We start from the raw sequence: 21,428 nt of genomic DNA on the forward strand, positions 1-21,428 counted from the left end.
GTCAACACCGCCGCCGAACGCCGAGCCCACACCGACCGCCCCCGGCGTCCTCACCCTCTACCGCATCACATGATCAAACCGGACCATCCAGGCACTCGCCGGGACCCTGGGTCCACCCGGTCTGGTCGAAGAAGCTGCGCTCCGTGCCGTCGACCACGAGCGGGGATCACGGGGGTGGGCGCGGCTGGCGTGAGGAGGACGTCGTGCTAGGTGAATAGCTGCTGCCAGGTCTCTCGGAGCCGGGCGCGCGCATAGTCCGCACGGAGCCAGTTGCAATGGGTCTGGGTCCGGTGGCGGAGCAAAGCCACGCGGGGGCTGGCGACGTTGTCCCGTAGTACTCGTGCGCGGCGAGTTCCTCGGCTGCGGCTTCGCCACCGGCCGTGGCCGTCGCGGTGGCGTGCAGGAGCTGCTCCAACAGGCGTGTGGAGTCACCGAAGTGCACGGGCCTGCGGAGCGGCGGACCACGGCCCCGGTCCTTGACAGCATCTGCTCGACTGCAGCCAGGGCCCGAGCGGTCGCATGGTCGACGAGGCAGCTCGGTTCCTCAGTCCAGATCGCGACACGCAGCTGGTCGATGCTCTTGCTCGGTGTCGGCAGTTCCACGCGCCAGGGTGTGTTCTCGCTCGGCGACGGTGTGGTCAGCGCGGCGAGCAGCAGGTCAAGGTCTCGGGGGTGGAGGGCCAGGGGCCCGGGCGTGATCATGTCGCTGCTGGTGAGCCAGCCCGACAGCCTGGGGATATGGAAGCGCCGGAACGAGCCCACGCGTGGGCCGAAAGCCGTACACCCCGCAGTAATGGGCCGACAGGCGGAGCGAGTCCACGGCCTGAAGCCGTAACCGCTCCCGCGCGGCCCTTTCGGCGTCGGTCAGCCCGCCGCCCGGCGTATACCTCACACGCGAGGGCTACCGGTGCCAACGGTCGACTGTCAGGCGAACGAACCCGCCATCACCCAATCAAGTTCAGCACGAAGGACGAATTCAACTCCGCTACACCGTGGGCGAGCTCGGGCGAAACCTCGTCACTACGCATCTGAACCTCTATCAGCTTCCCTGCACGTGCACGCTCTTCAGGCGAGGACCTGAAGTCATCTTCAAACGGTACAAACTCTTCTCCCGTATCCCCTTTAACGGCCCCAGCGCAGACGTTGCTACGACCCGCGACGGCGCCAAACTACTTCCCTCCGTATATGGATGGGGAACACTCCCCCCAAGTTCCGTCACCCCTGCGCCAACCGCGATTGGACGATCCATCCCGGCCGACTCAGTAGATCCCTTCTACTCGGGGGTGACGATCATCATGCGGCAGGACTGCAATTCCATGGGCTTGAGCGCGATGAGGCGGATGGAGAATTCCTTGCCGCCTTGACGCGGCAGGTAGAGGCGGCGGGGCCGGTGCGATGCCGGGTGGGTCATGGAGGGGAGATTGGGGGCGTCCCAGAGCTTCCGGGCCGTGGGGTCGGCCCGGACGGTCTCTACGACGGCATACAGGCGCTCGTCGTCGCGCCGCTCCGCCGCATGGACGCGGAGCTGCGCGATCATGGGCAACGCCCACTCGTCCTGCCAGTCGATGAGCTGCGTGCGGGCCTCGGGCCAGGTCAGGGCCCATTCCATGACATTGATGCCGTGCAGCATCCAGGGAAAGTACTCAAGGGTCTTGGCGTTGTAGGCCAGGATGTCCCAGCGGTAGTCGCTGAGGTAGACGCCCCAGGTCTGACTCTCCTCAACGAGAGCGCGGATCGAGTCGGGCAGCAGTCCGCTGAGCGGGCTGGCCGTGACCGCGGTGGGGGTGCGGCCCCGTGTGACGCGGTAGACGATCTCCCATTCCTCGTCATTCAGGTCGAGGATGCGCCGCACGGCCTGAAGGAAGGCATCGCTGTAGTTGGCCGACCGTCCGGCTTCCAGGCTGTTGTACCAACGGCGGCTGACGCCGGCGAGCTGAGCCGTCTCGGCCTGGGTGATCCCTACATCAGGCTTCGCCCCGAATACAGCAGTGAAGCCGGGGATGTCCGACGTGTTCCGGCGCGCCCGGGCTTGCCGCAGAATGCGGGTGACGATCAGGCGCTGAGTCTCAGTCTTATTTATAACGTTCACGTAACGAGGGGGGTTGAGGTGCAGGTCACATTCCTTGCGTGCCCGCAGCCTCTCCCCCGGTAGGAAATCAAGCTCATGACGGCCTGAATTCGAGGGAGTTGACCGCGGACGCGCTGTCCAGCAATCGGAACTCGAGGATCCTTCGCCAGGCAGTGAGAACTGTCAGTTCTCACCGACAGAATAAGCGCAGGCTTTGAGTCCCTGTGACACGCCAGGTGTCGCCCTAAGGTCACTGCCATCACCGCAGTGGATCACTTCCGGCGGTGAATAATCCTGCTGCTCACTCGTGTAAAGGATCTTCATGTCGCGCTCCGTTCTGATCATTGGCGGGAACCGTGGAATCGGGGCCGCCGCGGTCCGCGCGTTCGCCCGGCGCGGCGACACCGTCGCCTTCACCTACCGCACGGGTGAGCCCGAGCCCGAGCTCCTCTTTCTCGGTGCCATGGCCGTGCGCTGTGACGTAACCGACCCCGAGCAGGTAGAAAGCGCCTTCAAGGAGGTCGAGGCCGACCAGGGCCCGGTCGAGGTCCTGGTGGCCAACGCCGGCATCACGCGGGACAACCTGCTGCTGCGCATGCCGGAGGAGGACTTCGCTGCGGTCCTGGAGACGAACCTCACCGCTTCCTACCGGTTGGCCAAGCGGGCTACACGCAGCATGCTGAAGGCCAAACGCGGTGGCCGGATCGTCCTCGTATCCTCCGCCGTCGCGCTCAAGGGCGAAGCCGGGCAGACCAACTACGCGGCATCCAAGGCGGGCCTGATCGGCTTCGGCCGCTCGCTGGCCCGGGAGATCGGCTCACGCCAGATCACCGTCAATATCGTGACCCCGGGCCTGACCGAGACCGCCATGGCTGCGGCGCTCTCCGAGGACCGCGTCAAGGAGATCCTCCGCGACGTTCCGCTGGGCCGGATAGGCAACCCAGAGGAGATCGCCGCAACCATCGCTTTCCTGGCCAGCGAGGAAGCTGCCTACATCACCGGCGCTGTAGTGCCGGTCGACGGTGGCATCTCCATGGGGCACTGACCCTCCTCCCCGACGACCCCGTGCGCCGTCGTGTGGTCCACCGTCTGTGCGGGCAGATCAGGAAGCACGATGTGGTGCTCACTTCTCATCGGTGGACGGAACCCCGCTGCGCCCGCCGGTCAGGAACAGAAGCGGGCGGTCATCCAGTCGGCGTACGGTGCGCATGGGGGTGTCAGGCTGATGGCGCAGATGCCCATCGCCCGGCCGTTCAGTCTCGACGGACTGATATCAGGCATCGAGACGGCGCGCAGCCGAAGGATCAAGCTGGTGGCGATTCCCGATCAGCTGCTGGCCCACACCACCGTGTACGGGCTACGGCTTCAGAACGCGCCGGTCGACCGGACCCTGTAAGTGCAAGGCACAACAGCCTTCCACCGGTTACGGATCGTCCTGCACGAGCCGGCCTACATGTGGTGCGACAACGTAAATGAGGCCGGCTTCGAACAGCTGGCCCCCATTCCTGTCGGACTTCCTTCCGCCCCGCGCCGCCTGACCGGACGGGCCGGATCATCCGCCACCACCAGGACTCCGACGCCAAAATGCTGGCCGACCATCTGCACCGCGCTGGATACGTCACCGAGTTAAGTTCCGCCGAATGTCCTTGCCTGTGGCACGCATGTTGCTGGTCCCTCGCGGGCGCGGGCACCACGGCCTGCACGGAAGGAAAGGCGCCTGAGACGCGGTCCGCCCCGGGCGGCGGCGGCCCGCAAAAGGCCGACGGCGCATAAATCGCTGAGTCCCAGAGACCGAGGGTCTGTCTCGCATCATCACGCTCTGCAACTACTACAGAGGTTAAGAACCAACTCTGGATCTTGAAGCGGGTCCGTGCGTATGTTCGACGTCCCCGGGCGCCTCGCCCGGCACTGCGAACGTGAGGAGCACGGCACGTAGCGACCAACTCGCACAGCTCTGCATACAGCGGCGGCGCCCGAGAGCGGTAACTCCCGGACGCCGAACGCTCAGCGGCATAACCCGCCCCGGCAAGGGCGGAGATTGCTCACCATCACCACGCTGATCCCTTCCACGGGGCGCTTCAGCGTGGCAACACTGCAAAGGGGATTCTTGCATGCCTCCTGCCCTGTGCAAAAGGCCAAACGGCCTGGCCTGCGCGGCAGCCGCCTCCGTCTCAGTGCCTTCCCGACCCGGGCTGCAGAACACCACCACGGCCTCGGCAAACCGTCGGCCCCGCCTCGTGAGCGGGAGCGGCCGATGAGCAGCGATGCCCGTGAGTGGGTGTGGGAGCACAGCTCCAGCCGGGGAACCGCACGCCTGGTCCTGCTGTCGATCGCAGACCGGGTGACCGACGAGCAGTGCGTCTCCTGGGCCTCCCTGACCAGCCTGGCCAAGCGCACGCGCGCCTCCGTGTCCACGGTGCGCGAAGCCATCAGCCGACTTGTCGACGACGGTGAACTGGAACAGCTCGACGACCTCACCGGCCCGCAGCGCAGCACGGTCTACCGCCTGCCCCTCGCCGCCAAGGCCGTCGCGCAGGCCCCGCGAGAGCAACAGGAGGACAGCGACGCCGCGTTGCCCGACGAGTCTCAGGCCGCCTTGGCATTCCGGATCTCGACCCTGCGACGGTGCGGAATCCGCCCGCGAGAGGTACCGGAATCCCCCACGAGGGTCCGGAAACCGGCAGTACCGGAAACCGGCAGGTCCCGAGGGAAACCGGCATCTCGACGTACCGGAAACCGGCATAGCGATGTACCGGAAACCGGCACACAGAACCGTAGTGAACCGGATTTGAACCGTAGGTACAGCAGTGGTGGTGCTGCTGTCACCTCGGCTGCCGAGTGGCAGGTCGACCCCGCCACCCACGCCTGGGCCCGCCAGCAGGGACACCTCGACCGCCTCGGCGAGGAGGGCCTGCAGGCAGCCGATGCGAAGTGGCGTGTCCACCGGGTCGACTTCAAGCCGCGGACCGCGGCGGCCTGGGCTGCCGACTGGCGCTCCTGGGTCGCCCGGGAGCACGCCTCGGGCCGTTCGAATCTCCTTGCCGTGCCCGGCAAGGGCCCCGCTCAGCCGGGCGGCATGACGCGGGCTGAGGCCCACACCGCCGCCCTCCTCGCCGCCCTCGAAGAGCCGACCGGAACGGAGTAGCCACACCGTGCACCGCCGCGAAATCGCCGCCCTGCTGGCCTACATCGGCCGACTCGACCCCCGCACCATCCGCACCGCCCAGGGTGAGGCCCGCGACCAGCTCGCCCAGTGGCACGAGCTGCTCGGCGACGTGCCGATGGCCACCCCACACGGCTGGGACGTCCGCGTCGCCGCGCGGCAGCACATCCGCATCTCGCCGTACCCGATCCTGCCCGCGGACGTCGCCCGCCCGTGGGAGAGCTACCGGCGCGATCGCCTGGCCCGGCACACCGACCCCACGCCTTCCGTGGACCCGGACGACCAAGCCGCCTGGACCGCCGAGCTGATCGGCGCCCGCCGCGCCGTCGCCGCCGGCACCGCGCAGCCCGCGCAGTCCCGGGCGATCACCAGCGGTCGTGACGGGATCGACCCGAAGCTGGAGGCGCGGCTGCGGGAGATCGGCTCCTGCATACCGCCCGCTGCCCGAGCCGCCCTCGCTCCCTACCGGACCGCCCGAGCAGCGCGCGAGGCGGCCGTCGCCCAGGGACAGCCCGACGCCCTGAGTGTCCGCTGCGAGTGGTGCCTGGCCGAGCCCGGAGAGCCGTGTCGCCGCCGGAGGATCGGTCCCGACGGCGGAGCACGCGGAACCGCCCCGCGCGCCACCCCGCACCCTGGCCGCCTCGACCTCGCCGCCGCCCAGCAGGCCCAGCAGACCGAACAGGTCCAGCAGCCCGCGATGGTCTGACCGACTGCGCAAGGCCGGTGCTTCCCGTCCGGTGCACCGCCACCGCACCACCATCCCGCCTCGGCTGCGGCGCACGCCCTCGCGCCGCAGCCGACACCCGACGCCGCGTCCGCCCAGCGCCGGACCCCGACCGGCCGACGCGGCAGCACATCGGAGACCACCCTTGCGCCACATCACCACCCACGACGCGCCGGCCACCGGCCGCCTGCGCAGCATCGGCGACACCAGCTGGCACAGCCGCGGCGCGTGCCACGGCATGGGCCCCGAGGACGCCGACGCCGTGTTCTTCCCGCTCCCCCGGGACCACGAAGCCATCGCCGAGGCAAAGGAGCTGTGCGGCCTGTGCCCGGTGCGCCGCGACTGCCTCAACTACGCCCTGGAGAACGCCCTCAAGGAAGGCGTCTGGGGCGGACTCACCGAGGCCGAGCGGCGTCCGTGGCACGACGGGCTGCCCCAGCGCCTCGACTACCGGCGCGTGAACGCGTTCTTCAACGGACGCGACGTGCACCTGACCGAGGCCGAGCGCCAGATCGTCATCGACCACGCCTACGTCCGGGGCTGGCGGCCCGAGCGGCTCGCCGCCGCCCTGCAGATCAGCCACAAGCACGCCCGTGACCTGCTCCGGCAGGCCGCCAACAAGGTCTTCGACCGCGACCGCAACTACGGCGTGCCACGGCCCAAGAAGAAGCGGAAGAAGGCCACCCCGACAGCAGGCGGCCCCGCGCCCGCCAAGCCCGGCACACGGCAGTCGGTGTCCCGTCCGGCAGCGTCGACCTCGGCGCCCGCCCCTCTCGGAAAGGCCGCATGACCCACCCTGTCCTGTCCCTCGGCGTCGCTCCGGACCTCCCCCCTCTCTTCGCGGCCGGCGTGGCCGCCGCTCTCGCCCTGGTGCTGACCGCCTGGACGGTCCGGCGCCGGGACACGCATCCGCGGAAGCGCCTCGGCAGCCCGGCGGTCAAGGTCGCAGCTCTCGCCGCCCTCGGCTGCACCGCCTACAGCGCGGACACGAGCTGGCGCTTCGCCGCCGACTACCTCGACATAGCCGGCACCGCCGAGCGGGCCGGCATGTTCGCCGCGGCCGAGCTCGCGCTCTTCGCGACCGCGCTGATGGCACGGCAGAACCTGGCCGCCCAGGGTGCGCCCGGCCTGCCAGGCACACTGGTCTGGGTGATCACCGGAGTGCAGGTGATCCCCGCCTTCGCCGAGAGCGGTCCCGTCGGCGGCACGGTCCGCGCCTTCGTCGGCCCAGTCATGGCGGCGATGCTGTGGCACCTCGCGATGGGGATCGAGCTGCGCCTGCGCACCCCGGGCGCCGCATCCCACGGGTTGATCGCCACCCTGGGTCGGGAGGCGCGCGAGCGGCTGCTGTCCCGACTTGGCATCGCGGCTCGAGACCGCGACGCCGCGCAGATTACTCGGGACCGGGCGACCACTCGCGCGGTCGCCCTGGCCGCCCGACTCGCTGAGCGCACGCCCGAGCAACAGCGGAGCTGGCGCGGCCGACGTCTCACCCGGCGCCTGTCTAAGGCGGTCGGCAGGGCCTCGGTCGGCACCGACCCCCTCCAGCGCGCGCAGCTGCTCGACCAGCTCGCCGCCCGTCGGCACGCGCTCGCGCTCGCCACGGTCCCGCTGCCCTCTCCCTGGTCCCCGGCGCACGGCAGTGACACGGCTGCCACGGTCCCCTCGCCTAAGACCCCGGACACGCCGGTCCCCGCGGTCAGTCCCCACGGTCCCGCCGAACTGATCGGGGACCGGGAACCACGTGAGCCGAGGGGACCGGTCCCCGGAATCGGGGACCACGACGCGAGGGCAATCGGGGGGACCGAGAGCGGCGATGCGGGGACCGTCCCAGGGACCGTCAAGTCGGAGCCGAATGAGGGGGACGACGGTAGCGCGGGGACCGGCGGGCCTGCGGCAGAAGTGCCTGCTCAGGGCCAGGAACTGCGCCGAGAACCGGGGGGCACCGAGTCGGGGACCGAGCACACCGGGGACCGAGGGCCGACCGACACCGACACGGGGACCGAGCACACCGGGGACCGAGGACAAAGGGTCCCCCTCCGGCGGAAGCCGACCACGAAGGGCAAGGGGAAGCGAAGCGGCCGGTCTCGCAGCCCACAGACACAGCGTCCGCCGCGCGAGCCGGAGCAGCCCGTGGACCAGCTCGTCGAGCAGATCCGCCCCCATGTCCCTGCGCTGCTCGAACGGGACGGCAACGAGTCCGTCACCCGGGTCCAGCTGCGAGAGATCCTCCGCCGCGAGGGCCTCCCGGGCGGCCGAAACGACCGACTGAGCCTCGTCCTCCAGGAACTGCGGAGCGGCGACACCCCGAAGACAAGGAGCACCGCCCGATGAAGACCTGCCGGCGATTCACAACCCTGCGTGCGGAGTACGAGCGTGAGATCGGCTTCATGATCGCCCACTCCGAGCGGCACGAGGGAAGGCCGGCGGCGAAGTCCAGTGCGAAGCAAGCCGCGTCGACGAAGGCACGGATGGCCCGGGCGCTCGGCAGCCACGTCGGGCGCTGCCCCGAGTGCGGCTGAACCGACAAAGCCGCAGCTCAACCCCGCTATCCGCAATAGGTGGACCGGCTCCGCGCCGGGCCACCGCCCCCATTCAGGAGGCACGGCGTGATCCCACGTCCCACTCGCTCATCCGAGCCCACGACCGCCGGGGCCTGCGCCTGGGCGGACGTCCTGGTCAGCCACCGACTCCTGCACGCCGCGCTCCTCGCCCCGACTGGCCAGTGGCTCGTCCAGCGCCATCCCGACGGGCCCGTCCGCGTCCTCACAGGACCGGCCGCCGTCGTCGAACTGGCCGCCACCATCCAGCACCGCAACCGCTCCGCGAGGCCCGAATCCCAATGACGAACACGACCCAGAACGGCAACACCCCGGAACCCGCTCTCGACTCCAACTCGGTCTCGGGGCGAGCAAGTTGGGGCGGAAGCGTAGCTTCCGCCGAACCCGCCCCCGAAGGGGCGGGAGAGGATCTGCACCGGGGGGCGCAGGTCCTTCAGGCTTCGACCGGGGGCGGATCGAAGCCTGGGCAGGAGGAGAAGCAGACCGAGCGTCGTGCACGCCGACAGCGTGCTCCTCGCGCCCGTCAGCGTCCGCGTCAGCCGCCCGAGAAGAAGCGCCTGCACCAGCCCAACACACGTTTCAACGGCGAAGAGTTCGCCCTGATCAAGTCCGCCGCCGCCCAGTGCGATCTGTCCGTTGCCGGTTTCCTCGCCCGTTCCGCGCTCGCCGCCGCCCGTGACCTCGACCGCACCAGCGCCGAGATCGCCGACGAACGCGAAGTGATCACCGCTCTGTTCGACAGCCGGCGTCGGCTCGGCTGGGCCGGCAGCAACCTCAACCAGGCAGTCAAGGTGCTCAACTCCGGTGTGGACGCTCCCCAGCTCGAAGCAGCCGTTGCCGCTGTACGGCGTGCCGCCGACACCGCGCACGAAGCCGCCGCGAGACTGATCGAGCGCCGCGGCTCATGATCCCCAGCGTCAACTCCTCGGGCTCCCGGACTATCGGGCTCCTCGCCTACCTCTACGGCCCGGGCAAGCATGAGGAGCACACCGACCCCCACCTGGTGGCCTCTTTCGATGGCATGTCCCCCGACCCCGGCCGCGACCCGAACGCCTCCCTCAAGGATCTCCAGCAGCTCCTGGACCAGCCCGTGATGGCCCTCGCCGAGCACGCCCGTCCGGCCAAGCACGTGTGGCACACCTCCGTCCGCGCCGACCCGAGAGACCGAACCCTGTCCGACGAGGAGTGGGCCGACATCGCCCGCCGTATCGTCGCCGCCACCGGCATCGATCCCGGCGACGGACAGCCCGGCTGCCGCTGGGCTGCCGTACGACACGCGGACGACCACATCCACATCGTCGCCACCCTCGTGACTGAGGACGGCCACCGTCCCGACGACTACCGTTCCGGCGCCCGCGCCCAGGCCGAAGCCCGGCTCATCGAGAAGGAACTCGGTCTCCACGAGGTCGCGCCCGGCGACGGCACAGCCGCTCAGCGGCCCACCAGCGCCGAACGCCACAAGGCCGAGCGTCAGGGCCGCGAGCGCACCGCCCGCGAAGAGCTACGCGAGACGGTACGGCGGGCCGTGGCCGGCGCGAGCAGTGAGGAGGAGTTCTTCGACCGGCTCGCCGGCGCCGGACTCCTGATCCGTAAGCGCGCCGCGCCCTCCGGGGACCTCCTCGGATACAAGGTCGCCCTGCCCGATGACCGGAACAAGGACGGCGAGCCGGTGTTCTATCCCGGCGCGCGCCTCGCCCCCGACCTCTCGCTGCCCCGCATCAGGGAGCGTTGGTCCGCCGATGCCCAGGTCAACCCGGCCCCCAGGCAGGACGATGCGGTCCGCACGGGTCCGGGCGTTCCGGCCGCTGCCCGCCGCAGGACGGCATCGGCAGCGTGGCAGGCCGTGCTCGTCATCGAGCACGGCAACGATACGGTCGCCGCCGCCCACATCTCTGCGGCCGGCGAGGTCCTGGACGCCCTCGCGAAGACGTCTGCAGCCCACACCCGCCACGAACTACGTGACGCGGCAACGGCCTTCGAGCGGGCCTCGCGCTCCCACGTCCGCGCCGTCCGCGGACACGACCGGGCCCTGCGGCAGGCCGCCCGCGAACTCGTTCACGGCGGCCCGGCTCTGGGCCGCGGCGAGGACGGAGCCACTACCGCGATGGCGATCGACATGCTGTTCTTCCTCATCACCGCCGCCGCGCACTGGCACGCGAAGAAGGGCCACGCGCAGCAGGCCGCCGCCGCCCGCCAGGCCGCCGAGCACCTTCGCTCTGCCTACCAGGAGGCCGCCGCCCACTCACTCGGCGTGCTCTACCAGCGGGGCCGACGCCTGAACCAGCCCATACTCCAGCGGCAGACGGTGGTACTGCGCGAGGTGCTGCCCGAGCTGGCCGAGCAGATCCTCGCCGAGCCCGGTTGGTACGCCCTGGCCGCGACCATCGCAGAAGCCGAAGCCGCCGGCCACGACCCGGCCAGCCTTCTTTCCGGTGCTGTCAGGCGCCGCGAACTCGACACCGCGGACTCCGTCAGCGACGTGCTGGTGTGGCGGCTGCGACGGATGGCCGACCTGCCCGCCGACGCGTCGGGAGTACCCGAGCACGACACGGTGAAGGGGCCGTCCGCCATACGCCCTGTGGCGTCCCGTCCCACGTCACCTAACCGGTACCGCGGCGAAGAGGCGGCAGGCAACACACGGTGAGCTCTCCAGACTGGCCGACGAGAGGGATGGGGCGCTGTACCGCTATCGGTGGCGGACACACCCCTCGAACCAGCTGGGGGGCATCTGCGTTCGGTCGTCGCTGACGTCCACCAACACGGTCGCCACCGTGGGCACCGGCGGGGCCGGCGGTTCCGCCTCGTGAGCTTGGAGGAGCTGGAGCACATGGGGCGGCAACCAGGGAGGGCCGCTACCCAAGATGGCGAGAGTGTCATCGACATCATCTACGTCCGGAGTGTGGGCGTACGCAGCGTCCTCCTGGGTGCCGTCGCCGGGACTTGATCCTGCCGAGTATGTCGGTGACAGGCCCCGGCCCACGCGCGTCAGCTCTTTGACGGCGGTGAATACACCGGTAAGGATCTCGCTGCTGGAACGGGAGGACGGCGCGTCGGCGGCACCACGACGGTCGCACAACACCCTGTTCCAGGGCAGTGATTCCGCCCACAGAACTGCGTGACGTACATTGCGCCCGCCGGCCTTCCGGCCGACTTCGCTCTGGACGCGATAAGCCGACAGCAGCGTGCATCCATGATGTGATCCGTCAGCGGCGACGTGGCCGCACAGAAGTCCTGCTTGAGCCGCTGCCTCCTCGGCCCCGTGTTCCCAATCCCAGTGGTTGTGCAGCAAGTAGACGGGCACGCACCTGACCATCAGCGCGTTTTGGACCAGCAGGTCGCACTGGTACGCGTTCTGTTTCCCGACCCTGTGGTCGAAGGGGTACCGGCGCTGCTTCGACGCCTTCTTGGCCTGGATCCGCAGACCAACTCCGTGAGTGCGGTCGTGGATCCACATCTCCCAGTCGGCACCGTTCTGGCGCTCCTGGTCCTTGGTGAACTGGAACACCTTGACCCGATCGCCGACGAACTGGCGCAGGTGCCGGATGTTCATGTCGGTGAAGCTCTCCTCACCAGGCGCAGGGGGATAGCGGTGATGGCCGTTGTGCAGCCAGTGGAACGTGTCGCCGGCTATCCACAGCAGTACCTCGCACAGCGAGGGCTGCTGACCCGCCTGAGGGTTGCTGCTCGGCAGGGAAAATGCATGTCCGATCATGGGCATCAGCTAACCAAAGGCCACCGACATAAGGCGTACGGAGCGGCCGAGGAGCCGGACGTGAAGGCTCGGTGCGGGGTTCGCAGGACAGTTGGCAGCCGCGTGGAGGTGACTGTGGACTTTGTGAATTGAAACCGCCGGGGGCGTAGGGCACGATCATGAAGCGAGCAGGACGAGGCAAGGGAGGACGTCGGGGTGTTTCGCCGAATACGGCGCCGGGCCAAGGAGCCCAGCGAAGGGCAGCGCCGGTTCGCCGAGATGGCGGCGAAGATGCAGGGACAGGTGCCGCCGGCGGTTGAGCGGGCGTGGGCCGAACGGAACCGTGAACGCAGCGAGCCGGCCACCGTAGTGGACGACTTCCTCCCGCCGGAGCTGCGCGTGCCCAGCCACGACCAGGTCGACGGCACGATGATGCCGTGGAAGCAGCCGCTCGTCCTTGAGGGCGAGATGGTCGCCTGCTCCGAGTGCGGCGCGTACCGGGGCTGGCTCATCCTCTCCACCCGCGGCCAGATCTGGCTGCGCTGCCGGGTCGGCCACCAGCAACAGGAGACCCGCCTCGACACCGCCTGGTTCAACCGGAACTCCGGGCCGGCGGACGCGACGCACGCCACGTTCGAAGAGTGCCTGCGCCACCTCGGGCACTGACCCCCACCCCTACAACCCACCGGGCCCGCGGGCCCGCACTGACCACCCGTCGTCTAGCACCAAGGGGTCAGTTCCGTCATGCGCGTTCGCGTCGCAACCACCGCCCTCGGCATCACCGCCGCCTTCCTCGCCGTGCCCGCCTGCTCCACCAGCACCAAGCCCAACGCCGCTCCCTCCGCCCGGACCGGGAGCCCGGCCGACACCTTCCACAAGGTCGCCATGCTCTCGTCGGCCGCACTGGAGACGCGCCTGCTCGACGAGAGCGACCTCGGCAGCGGCTACCTGCGCAAGCCGGAGCGCCCCACCCAGCACGACGACGTCACCGTCGTCGGCTGCCCGGCCCTGAACGAGCTGGGCGGCGACGCGGCCACCGGTGGCACGCTCACCTTCCCCCGCAAGGCGAAGACGGCCTTCACCTACGGCGGCAGTTCCTCGGAGATCTCCGAGGAGCTGTACAGCGACAGCGCGAACAAGCTGTCCGGCGGCATCGACCGGATCTTCGACGCGATGACCGGCTGCCCGAGCTATCAGGTCGTCGCGGGCGGCACCCCGATCGACATGACCTCCCAGAAGCTGCTGGCGCCTCAGGGGCTCGGTGACGAGCAGTGGGGCCAGCTCCTGACGTTCTCCGCCGGAGGGCAGAGCATCGTGGTCAAGCAGACCGCGATCCGCGACGGCAGTCTGCTGCTGATCGTCTCCGGCTCCCCGGCCCTCGTCGACCGCCATCTCGACAAGGCCCTCGCCAAGGCAACCGCAGCCAACTGACCGGCCCCCGACGCACTGCTGCCCCCGACCGAGACGGATGGTCGGGGGCAGCAGTGCGTCGGCACACGTACGGTGCGGACCGGAGAAGCGCCCAGCCCGACCCCTCTATGACGGAGGGGCCGGGCTGAGCGCGACGGGTGACGGTGCTAGTAGGACTCCGTTAGGTTGCTCTGGCTCTTGGGTTTGGGCTGGTGGTGGATGTTCTGGGCAAGGGGCGGTGGCAGGTGGTGCAGGTGCCGGTCCAGCAGTTCAGCAGGTCCTGGATGGCATCGAGGATCTGGTAGAGGGTGAGTCCGCTGTATCGGCTTTTGGGGCCAGGCGCTGTTCGGTGAGGAACGCGTGGGCGGCGGTGACCAGGGTGACGTGGTGATGCCACCCGACCCAGGAACGTCCCTCGAAGTGGTCCAGGCCGAGGCCGTGCTTGAGTTCCCGGTAGTCGTGCTCGATCCGCCAGCGGATCTTGGCCAGACGGACCAGTTCGGGCAGCGGGGTGCCGGCGGGCAGGCTGGACAGCCAGTAGTCGCTGGGTGCTTCGGCGCCTTCGGGCCATTCGGCCAGCAGTGTCACTTCGGGCAGGACACCGTCCCAGTGCCGGTGTTCGGTGGTGGCGGCTGGCTGGGCCAGACGGCGGGCCCTGACGCCGGCGGGCCGCACCCGCAGGGCCAGGAAGCGCGAGCGCATCGGCCCGCGGGAGCCCTGACGCCAGGTGACCTCGTGGAAAGCCGGCCGTCCGTGGCTCATCGCCAGCGCGGACACCGGGGACGGCTTGTGCCGGTAGCGGGGCTGCGGCTTGCGGCCCTTGCCCGACCACGGCGGCGTGAGGGGCTCGGCGCTGTGCGGGTGGACGGTCATGTCCGAACGGACCGCCACGACATAGCTGATGCCCCGCTTGCTCAGGCCGTCGCGGAAGTCGGCGTTCTGCCCGTAGCCGGCATCGGCCACCACCACCGGCGGCACCAGACCCCACCCGGCCAGTTCGTCGAAGGTGTCCAGGGCCAGGCGCCACTTCTCCCGGTGCCCGACCCCCTCCGGTATCCCGGTCTTCTTCCGCCGTGCGGCATCGTGCGCCCACTCCTGGGGCACGAACAACCGCCACTGCAGCGGACAGGACGCGGTGTCGGAGACCGCGTGCACGCTCACCGCGACCTGGCAGTTGGCCTGCTTGCCCAAAGCGCCGCAGTACTGGCGCGCGACCGCCACCGACATCTTCCCGTCCTTGGGGAACGACACGTCATCGACCGCCCAGGCAGCCGGGCCGATCTGCGGCACCATCCGCTCCGCGATCCGCCGCCGCACCGGCACCGGATCCCAGGTCGACTGGTTCACGAACTGCTGCAGGTTCTGCTCGTTGCCATCCGCCAGCCGCTCCGCCATGGCCTGGATGGACTTGCGCCGCCCGTCCAGCATCAGGCCCCGCAGATAGCAGTCACCCTTCGCCCGCTGATCCTTGCGCGGCACCGACGCGAACACATCAGCCACGAATAACGCCAACTTTGCCCGAGCACGGTTCACTTCAAATGCATCCACACCCCACAGCATCCCCTCAAACAGGACCGAGAGAAAGACATAACGGAGTCCTACTAGGCGCTAGATGGCCGGCGCACGCAGGAGCCGCTCCTGGGTTGCCTCGGGCAGCACCCGGCGCAGGACCGGGGCGGTCGAGCTGAGGGAGGCGGCGAAGGAGGCAACGAGGTCGTGGGGGACGCTGGCGGCGAAGGAGGCCGCCCACAGGCACGGTGCGCCAAGCGCGGGCTCGGCCCACGCCTGCCACCCGGCCGGCCCCGCCTCGTCGGCCTCGGTGACGAGGACGCGGGGGTCGGCGTCCTGAATGAGGGGCGGCACGTCACCGAGGCTGATGTGCGAGGTGAACGTCGGGTCCGTCGCTGCCGCCTGGGGCTGGTCGATGTCGCGGAGCCACCCGTGTGCGGCAACGGCGTCGAGGACCAGCTCGGGTCCGGCGAGCGGCACGGCGGGCTGGTCGTGGGCGTCGAGCGCGACGAGGAAGTCGGACACGGCCTCGCCGGGGACATCGGGGGTGAAGTAGGCCGACCACTGAGCGAGCGGGCTGCTCGTCTCGGCGCGGGCGGAGATCTGCCAGGTGATCGGCAGCTCTCCCAGGTGGAACGGCTCGTCCGCCAGGCTCCACTGGGCCCAGCGCAGGGCGTCGGGACTGATGTGCAGGACGGTGCTGCGCAGGACCTGGCGGTCCTCCGGCGCCTCGTCCGGCTCGTGCCGTCCGCGGACGATCGTCAGGCTCGTCCAGCCCAGGCCGGCGAGCGTGTCGGCGACGGCGTCGTAGGGGCGCCCGTCATCACCGGCCAGATGCCGGGGACCGACCCAGAACGCGGGTTGGCCGCCCGGAGCGGAGCGGCCGAGCGGGAAGTCGGGGTACAGGGGCGCCTCCAAGGGCTCGGTGCGGGTCTAGTTGCCGCCGGCACGGCGGCGGGGGCGGCGCGGGGGTGCCTGGACGGGGCCCTGCCACGTCAAGGCGACGGCGACCTCGGGCGGCAGGTGGCCTAGCTGTGCGTCCTCGTCGCGCCCTTCGGCGAGATAGACGACGGTCCGGCCGGTCTCGTCCACGGACTGCACGACCTGCGCCAAGCGGTGTGCCATCGGAAAGAAGGGGTTCATGGCCTGGCGGACCGGAGCACTCCGGTCGCAGCCGGACAGCAGGTCGATGAGATCGCCAACGGTCATCTCCGGGCACGTCACGAACAGCCTCCTGGGGGTGCGGGGAAACGGGGAGCAATGGAACGGGTCGGCGGCCGGCAAACATCCGGCCTCCCACAGGGCGAGGGCTACCTGTCGGTGTCCGCGCTTTCACAGGAGGCGTGAGGTCTCCAGCACGCGCGCCACGGCGGCGGCGACGATGTCCGCTGGCGTCTCCGTGTCGAACGACAGGTGGTAGCCACGCACCTTGGCCGTGCCGGTGACGGCGATCTTCCATCCCTCGCAGTCCGTGCCGGGGCGGCCGAGCGGGAACCAGCCGAGGTAGAAGCGGCCGTCCTTCGAGCTGACGTGCACGTCCGCGCGGTCATCCACGATCAGGTGGAAGTCCTCCGCGGAGAACTGGTCCATGACCAGCGTGGGCTGGCCAGGACCGAGCTGCCACTCGCGCAGCCGCAGGGCTTCGACGGACGTGGAGAAACCAGGGCTCACGGGAGCCGCGGTCACGGGCAATCACCTCTCTGACCTGGGGTTTCTTGTAAGGTCGTCTACGTTGACATGCCCTCACGCACGTTGGCCAGTCTTTCAGCGATCTTTCCTGTCTGCCCCCGGCGAACTGCTGTCCTCTGTCATCCAATCGAGTCGTTTGACATCGAACCCAGTCGTTTCGGCTTCCCTGACAGTGAATCTAGTCGTGAGGGGTGAGCGCGCGGGGGGTGCATGGCCGTCCCTGCTGGGGCGGACGGGGCCGTGCCGTACGTCGAGGTGTCGTGCAGGCAGGGCGTAGGCGGGCATCAGCTGCGTCCGTGTCGCCTGGCCCAACCACCACCTGGAACGCACGACGGCCGGTGCCCGTACAGCCATCTGCGTCCTCACGCACGACGCCAAGTTCGACATCCCTCTCCTGCGCCGGGCGCTCACGCTGCCCGTCGGCTACGTCGGCGCGATGGGCTCCCGCGGCACCCACGAGGAGCGCCTGCGCCTCCTGCGGGAGGGCCGGTGTCGAGGCACAGCAACTAGCCGCATTGCATTCCCCTGTCGGTCTCGACCTGGGAGCACGTACACCCGAGGAGACTGCCGCGTCCATCACCGCGGAGATCATCGCCCACGCCAACGGGGCGAGTGGACTGCCGCTGTCTCTGCACACCGGCCCCATCCACCGTGCCACTGCCGGGATACTGCCGGGCGCAAGCACCTTGATCGAATGATTCCGTAACACGTACGCTGACGGCCGTTACTGTGTGTGGCGCAGGGTGAACAGCCCGCTGAACGCGGTTCGTTCGGCTTGCCTGCGGGATGCGGGGGTGCAGGTTGGACAACTCCATGCCGGTGGCAGCTGGTGTTCCGCCCATCCATTTTGGAGTGCACGAACTGCGGACCGGAAGCGCGGACGGGGCACGGGCCGACTTCGAGAAGATGCTCGCGCAGCTCGCCAGTGCGACCAATCCGAACGTCCGGATGATCGCCACGAATCCAGGGGACTGGGGAATCGACGCTTTCGCCGGTGACCTCGGGGGCGCTATCACTGTCTGGCAGTCCAAGTACTTCATGCCGAAGACCACAACCAGCCAGTCGCAGCAGATTCGCGAATCCCTCGCGAACGGGCTGAAAGCCGCAGCGGCCAACGGTCACACCATCACGCTGTGGATCCTGTGCATCCCTTCTAGCATGGACGGGCCGACGACCCAGTGGTGGGACGGCTGGAAAAAGCGGCAGGAAAAGGCTCACGGCCTCGTCATCGAGCTGTGGGACGAGACCAAGCTCGTGAAAAAGCTGCTGAGCCCAGAAGGCGACCAGGTACGCCGCGCCTATTACGAACCCTTCACGGCGCCCGCCGTCCCCTCCCAGGGGCAGATGCGCCTCGTGCTGGACGTGGAGGAGGACAAGGCGGCGGCGCTCGACTCGGCTCTGTTCGTGCGCCAGATGACCGAGGCCGGTCACGTCGAACTGGACTCGGCGAAAAGGCAGTTCTTCAACGCCGACCTGGTGGCGCGTGAAGTCGCACATAAGGGCGTGCCAGCTGAGGTTGCTGCACTGAGCTCTGCTGACGCCACCCTTCACGGGGTGTGGGAGATGCAGTTCAACGAGTGCTCGGCCGAGGGCACTCTCGCAGCTCTGCACGGCCGGGTATGGCGCGAGGTGCGCGGTGAGCACGACAGACTGCCCAAAGTGCTGCGTCTGGAGGTGACGCACAGCTGGGGTCTTGTCCACCGGCTGGTCGACAACCGGCGGGCGGGATGGGTCACGCACTGGCGGCAGATCGCGAGCGGTCATGCCGACGACTGAGGGTTCGCATCCGTCCGTACCGCTCGACAACTGACGAGGAGCTACCGTGCAAGCAGACCGGCCGGTTGTGATGCCCGAGGACGAGGTACCTTTTCGTCTCGCTCAACTGCTTCTGCTCCTTGACGCCGTCGCCGCGCAGGACGCGAACGGGGTGACCCTGGAACGCATCGGGTACTACGACTTCCTGTCCGCGAACCCCTTCCTCGTAGTTCCCTCCGAGGGCCGGGACGCGAGCCTCCTCCGGCTGGCCGGATTCGACCCGCAGGTCCTTGCCTACGCGTCTTCCTCACAGCGATTCACGAGCCGGCGAGAACGGATCCAGCACGACTTGGCGCTCCTGGTGGCCTATGGGTGCTGCCGGGTCCGAAACAGCAACGGCTCCCTCACCTACTCGATCACAGAGGCCGGTCAGCAGCTCGGCGGGCAGTTCACCGCCACCTACGCCACCTCCTTTGCTACCGCCGCGGACATCGTCGTCCGCCAGCTCCGGAAACTCAGCGACAAAAGGCTGCGCGAGCAGACCGCACGGTGGCTCAGGCCGGACGGCCCCGGCGGACCTGCGGCTGCCCTCATGAGCGTCCTGGGGCCCGGCCCCTTGCTGGAAACGTCCTGGGAGGGATGATCAACGTGGAGCCGCTTCCCGGCATCCGGATCCGCCGTCTGCGCCTGGTCGGCATGGAGCGGTCCTACGACGTCGATTTCACCGCCGAACAGCGGGTACGGAACCTCTCCGTCATCGCCGGGGCGTTCAGCTCTGGCAAAACAGCGGTACTGGAGTTCATCGCCTACGGGCTCGGCGCGAAACGGCACCCCCGCCACCAGGAGGTGCTGCGAAGGGTCCGTTCATGCCTCCTGGAGGTCGAGCTATCCGCCGAGCCGCACGTGATCGAGCGGTCGGTCGGCGAGCCTTCGAAGGTCGCTTTCGTACGCCGCGGAACCCTCGACAGCAGGCCCGCGTCCAGGGCCGAGAGCAGGCCCATCGACCCGCCCGGGGCACCGGAGAGCCTCTCCTCCCTCCTTCTGAGCCACTGCAAGCTCGAAGGCGTCCAGCTACGCGAAGCGCCCACCAACAGCGAATCCCGCACGGACCCGCTCAGCTTCCGCGACTTGATGTGGCTCGCCTTCCTGCCCAACGAACGCGTCGCTGACAAGAACTTCCTGTTCGAGAACGACTACATGCGCAAGCACAAACTGCGGCAGGTCGTCGACGTCGCCTTCGGAGTCCACGACGACCGCGCCGTCGAACTCGGCCAGCGGATCCAGGAACTCGGCGGCCGGCTCAACCACGCCAAGGCCGAACTCGCAGCAGCCCGTTCCTTCGTCGTGGAGCAGGCTCCCACCGCACTGGACGATGAACCCGAACCTGCCGTTCACGAACGGGAGCTGGCTGACATCACGAGCCGTCTCAGGGAGTTGGACCGCCGGGCGCAGGCAGGGACGGAATTCGCGGCCCAGCTGCGCCACCAGCACAAAGAGGCGGCCCAGACTTCGCAACGGGCGGCAGCGGTCCTGCGGGACTGCGAAACGCAGCTCCAACGCCTGATGCCTCTCCGAGCACAGTACGCCGACGATCTCCTAAAGCTCGGCATGCTCGGCGAAGCGCAGCAGATCTTCGATCCCCTGAGCGTCACCGCCTGCCCCGCCTGCCTGAACCGGCTGTCGGCTCCCCCCACCGCCGACAACGGACGCTGCAGCCTCTGTCGCCACGAACTGACCGCAGAGGAGGGGGCATTGGTCCTGGGCGCCGCGGACACCGGCAGCCAGGCCGGGGACAACCGTGTGGACGTCGCGGCCGAGACCCGGTCCACCAAGGCCCGCCTCAAGGAGATCACCGGCTACATTGATGAGCTCGGCGCCTCGCTCGCCTCACTCAAACTCCGGGCGGAAGAGTCGGCCGTCCGGGAAGAGGAAGCCGCCGCCGCGCTGGACGCCGCGACGTCGCCATCCGTCTCACCGTTCCTCGCCGCCCGCGACGACCTCCACCGGAGGCGCGAACAGGTCCTGCGACAACTCGAACAGGCCGAGAGCGCGGTCAAACTCCGCGAAGGACTTGCCAAACGGGCCGACGCCGTGGCACGCCACGAAGCCCAGATCGCCCGTCTCCGCGAGGAACTCGCACGGCTTGGAGACGCCTCCCATGACCGCGATCGGGTCATCGCCAAGATCAGCAGCCGATACGGCGAGCTCCTGCGAGCCTGGCGCTACCCCAAGGTCAGTACGCCGTTCATCAAGACCGACCTCACCCCCTTCGTGCGCGGTGAGCCATACCAGGAAGCCTCTTCCGGCGCCCGCACCCTGCTGACCCTGGCCTGGCAGCTGGCCGTCTTCGAAATCGCCGTCGAAGCAGGGGCCGCACACCCGGGATTCCTCATGATCGACAGCCCTCAGAAAAACCTCGGCCACGGCGGCACCCTCGATGCCGTGATCGCGGACGCCGTCGCCATCGACGACTTCTACCACCACCTCTCCCTCTGGCTCGCAGAGCGCGGTAGCCGAGCACAGCTCATCGTCGCCGACAACAGCCCGCCACCGCTGGTGGAAAGCAGCGTGGTGGTGCGCTACAGCCGCAACGAGGACCGTCCGCCGTACGGGCTGATCGAGGACGAAACTAGTGCGGACGAAGAGGCAGAAGCCGACGCGTGAAACGCCCTCCCAAACACGGGCCTTTCCTCGGTAGCAGGCTGCCCCCAAAGGCGCAGCGTTGCGGATCACTCACTCAGCAGTTGAAGCGCGGGCTCGACTCTGACGTCAGGCCGGCAGCCGCGTGTCGGTCAGCATCAGTGGCTGCCAAGGCTCGGACGGGTAGGCGGACCATGGCGCGGTGGGGGCGGCGGAGG

Annotated in this window: 21 protein-coding genes and 1 pseudogene; 16 read left to right on the plus strand and 6 right to left on the minus strand. The window is 69.0% G+C overall.

The window, feature by feature from the left end; translation table 11 throughout:
* Positions 1-1,273 precede the first annotated feature (1,273 nt).
* Positions 1,274-2,089: a helix-turn-helix domain-containing protein gene (locus KVT44_RS38425; protein ID WP_308314215.1), complete on the minus strand. Its 816-nt coding sequence runs from the start codon at positions 2,087-2,089 to the stop codon at positions 1,274-1,276.
* 301 nt (positions 2,090-2,390) lie between these two features.
* Between KVT44_RS38425 and fabG the strand changes: the two genes are divergently transcribed.
* The 10 genes from fabG (at position 2,391) to KVT44_RS38475 (ending at position 11,160) form a co-directional block, all read left to right on the plus strand.
* A complete protein-coding gene (gene fabG, locus KVT44_RS38430; protein WP_217572203.1) occupies positions 2,391-3,113 on the plus strand; it encodes a 3-oxoacyl-ACP reductase FabG in 723 nt (240 codons plus the stop codon).
* Between the two features lie 180 nt (positions 3,114-3,293).
* A complete protein-coding gene (locus tag KVT44_RS38435) occupies positions 3,294-3,464 on the plus strand; it encodes a hypothetical protein (RefSeq protein WP_217572205.1) in 171 nt (56 codons plus the stop codon).
* Positions 3,465-4,322: 858 nt separating this feature from the next.
* Complete coding sequence (locus KVT44_RS38440; protein ID WP_217572207.1) at positions 4,323-5,213, plus strand: helix-turn-helix domain-containing protein; 891 nt, start codon at positions 4,323-4,325, stop codon at positions 5,211-5,213.
* A 7-nt stretch (positions 5,214-5,220) separates the two neighbouring features.
* Entirely contained in the window at positions 5,221-5,937 is a 717-nt protein-coding gene (locus KVT44_RS38445; RefSeq protein WP_217572209.1) for a hypothetical protein, read from the plus strand.
* Between the two features lie 163 nt (positions 5,938-6,100).
* The gene (locus KVT44_RS38450; RefSeq protein WP_217572210.1) at positions 6,101-6,745 is read left to right on the plus strand and encodes a WhiB family transcriptional regulator; all 645 of its coding nucleotides are present in this window, start codon (positions 6,101-6,103) and stop codon (positions 6,743-6,745) included.
* Positions 6,742-8,289 (plus strand): hypothetical protein, encoded by a 1,548-nt coding sequence (locus KVT44_RS38455; RefSeq protein WP_217572211.1) that lies wholly within the window; start codon positions 6,742-6,744, stop codon positions 8,287-8,289. Before KVT44_RS38450 ends, KVT44_RS38455 begins: the two co-directional genes overlap by 4 nt.
* Positions 8,286-8,477 (plus strand): hypothetical protein, encoded by a 192-nt coding sequence (locus KVT44_RS38460; protein WP_217572212.1) that lies wholly within the window; start codon positions 8,286-8,288, stop codon positions 8,475-8,477. The genes KVT44_RS38455 and KVT44_RS38460 overlap by 4 nt, the downstream gene beginning before the upstream one ends.
* Positions 8,478-8,564: 87 nt before the next feature.
* Complete coding sequence (locus tag KVT44_RS38465; protein ID WP_217572213.1) at positions 8,565-8,801, plus strand: hypothetical protein; 237 nt, start codon at positions 8,565-8,567, stop codon at positions 8,799-8,801.
* Positions 8,798-9,424, plus strand: a complete 627-nt coding sequence (locus KVT44_RS58700) for a hypothetical protein (RefSeq protein WP_254650494.1) — start codon at positions 8,798-8,800, stop codon at positions 9,422-9,424. The genes KVT44_RS38465 and KVT44_RS58700 overlap by 4 nt, the downstream gene beginning before the upstream one ends.
* Entirely contained in the window at positions 9,421-11,160 is a 1,740-nt protein-coding gene (locus KVT44_RS38475) for a relaxase/mobilization nuclease domain-containing protein (protein ID WP_217572214.1), read from the plus strand. The genes KVT44_RS58700 and KVT44_RS38475 overlap by 4 nt, the downstream gene beginning before the upstream one ends.
* Before the next feature lie 42 nt (positions 11,161-11,202).
* Here KVT44_RS38475 and KVT44_RS38480 read toward each other — a convergent pair whose 3' ends face one another.
* Entirely contained in the window at positions 11,203-12,228 is a 1,026-nt protein-coding gene (locus tag KVT44_RS38480) for a DUF6615 family protein (protein WP_217572215.1), read from the minus strand.
* A gap of 195 nt (positions 12,229-12,423) precedes the next feature.
* Here KVT44_RS38480 and KVT44_RS38485 point away from each other — a divergent pair, with 195 nt between their 5' ends.
* Positions 12,424-12,873: a hypothetical protein gene (locus KVT44_RS38485; RefSeq protein ID WP_217572216.1), complete on the plus strand. Its 450-nt coding sequence runs from the start codon at positions 12,424-12,426 to the stop codon at positions 12,871-12,873.
* A gap of 78 nt (positions 12,874-12,951) precedes the next feature.
* Positions 12,952-13,638, plus strand: coding sequence for a hypothetical protein (locus KVT44_RS38490; RefSeq protein ID WP_217572217.1), 687 nt, complete (start codon positions 12,952-12,954; stop codon positions 13,636-13,638).
* A gap of 249 nt (positions 13,639-13,887) precedes the next feature.
* On the opposite strand, the gene KVT44_RS38495 is transcribed toward KVT44_RS38490, so the two are convergent.
* The 4 genes from KVT44_RS38495 to KVT44_RS38510 form a co-directional block, all read right to left on the minus strand.
* A complete protein-coding gene (locus tag KVT44_RS38495; protein WP_217572218.1) occupies positions 13,888-15,165 on the minus strand; it encodes an IS701 family transposase in 1,278 nt (425 codons plus the stop codon).
* 60 nt (positions 15,166-15,225) lie between these two features.
* Positions 15,226-16,044, minus strand: a complete 819-nt coding sequence (locus tag KVT44_RS38500) for a DUF317 domain-containing protein (protein WP_217572220.1) — start codon at positions 16,042-16,044, stop codon at positions 15,226-15,228.
* A gap of 15 nt (positions 16,045-16,059) precedes the next feature.
* A complete protein-coding gene (locus KVT44_RS38505) occupies positions 16,060-16,350 on the minus strand; it encodes a hypothetical protein (RefSeq protein ID WP_217572222.1) in 291 nt (96 codons plus the stop codon).
* Positions 16,351-16,458: 108 nt separating this feature from the next.
* The gene (locus KVT44_RS38510) at positions 16,459-16,812 is read right to left on the minus strand and encodes a DUF317 domain-containing protein (protein WP_217572223.1); all 354 of its coding nucleotides are present in this window, start codon (positions 16,810-16,812) and stop codon (positions 16,459-16,461) included.
* A gap of 295 nt (positions 16,813-17,107) precedes the next feature.
* Here KVT44_RS38510 and KVT44_RS38515 point away from each other — a divergent pair.
* From KVT44_RS38515 to KVT44_RS38530, 4 genes and pseudogenes are all read left to right on the plus strand, one after another.
* Positions 17,108-17,513, plus strand: a pseudogene (locus KVT44_RS38515) (XdhC family protein); the annotation flags it as partial.
* Between the two features lie 103 nt (positions 17,514-17,616).
* The gene (locus KVT44_RS38520; protein ID WP_254650497.1) at positions 17,617-18,591 is read left to right on the plus strand and encodes a serine/threonine protein kinase; all 975 of its coding nucleotides are present in this window, start codon (positions 17,617-17,619) and stop codon (positions 18,589-18,591) included.
* A gap of 46 nt (positions 18,592-18,637) precedes the next feature.
* A complete protein-coding gene (locus tag KVT44_RS38525) occupies positions 18,638-19,213 on the plus strand; it encodes an ABC-three component system middle component 2 (protein ID WP_217572225.1) in 576 nt (191 codons plus the stop codon).
* Positions 19,210-21,234: a DNA recombination protein RecN gene (locus KVT44_RS38530; protein ID WP_217572227.1), complete on the plus strand. Its 2,025-nt coding sequence runs from the start codon at positions 19,210-19,212 to the stop codon at positions 21,232-21,234. The genes KVT44_RS38525 and KVT44_RS38530 overlap by 4 nt, the downstream gene beginning before the upstream one ends.
* Positions 21,235-21,428 lie beyond the last annotated feature (194 nt).

The organism is Streptomyces sp. GbtcB7 (genome assembly GCF_019091445.1).
GTDB lineage: Bacteria > Actinomycetota > Actinomycetes > Streptomycetales > Streptomycetaceae > Streptomyces > Streptomyces mirabilis.

Coding starts and splice junctions, on each gene's coding strand:
- KVT44_RS38435 (WP_217572205.1), top strand. CDS start 3,294: ATGGCGCAGATGCCCATCGCCCGGCCGTTCAGTCTCGACGGACTGATA.
- KVT44_RS38530 (WP_217572227.1), top strand. CDS start 19,210: ATGATCAACGTGGAGCCGCTTCCCGGCATCCGGATCCGCCGTCTGCGC.
- KVT44_RS38455 (WP_217572211.1), top strand. CDS start 6,742: ATGACCCACCCTGTCCTGTCCCTCGGCGTCGCTCCGGACCTCCCCCCT.
- KVT44_RS38490 (WP_217572217.1), top strand. CDS start 12,952: ATGCGCGTTCGCGTCGCAACCACCGCCCTCGGCATCACCGCCGCCTTC.
- KVT44_RS38440 (WP_217572207.1), top strand. CDS start 4,323: ATGAGCAGCGATGCCCGTGAGTGGGTGTGGGAGCACAGCTCCAGCCGG.
- KVT44_RS38480 (WP_217572215.1), bottom strand. CDS start 12,228: ATGATCGGACATGCATTTTCCCTGCCGAGCAGCAACCCTCAGGCGGGT.
- KVT44_RS58700 (WP_254650494.1), top strand. CDS start 8,798: ATGACGAACACGACCCAGAACGGCAACACCCCGGAACCCGCTCTCGAC.
- KVT44_RS38475 (WP_217572214.1), top strand. CDS start 9,421: ATGATCCCCAGCGTCAACTCCTCGGGCTCCCGGACTATCGGGCTCCTC.
- KVT44_RS38460 (WP_217572212.1), top strand. CDS start 8,286: ATGAAGACCTGCCGGCGATTCACAACCCTGCGTGCGGAGTACGAGCGT.
- fabG (WP_217572203.1), top strand. CDS start 2,391: ATGTCGCGCTCCGTTCTGATCATTGGCGGGAACCGTGGAATCGGGGCC.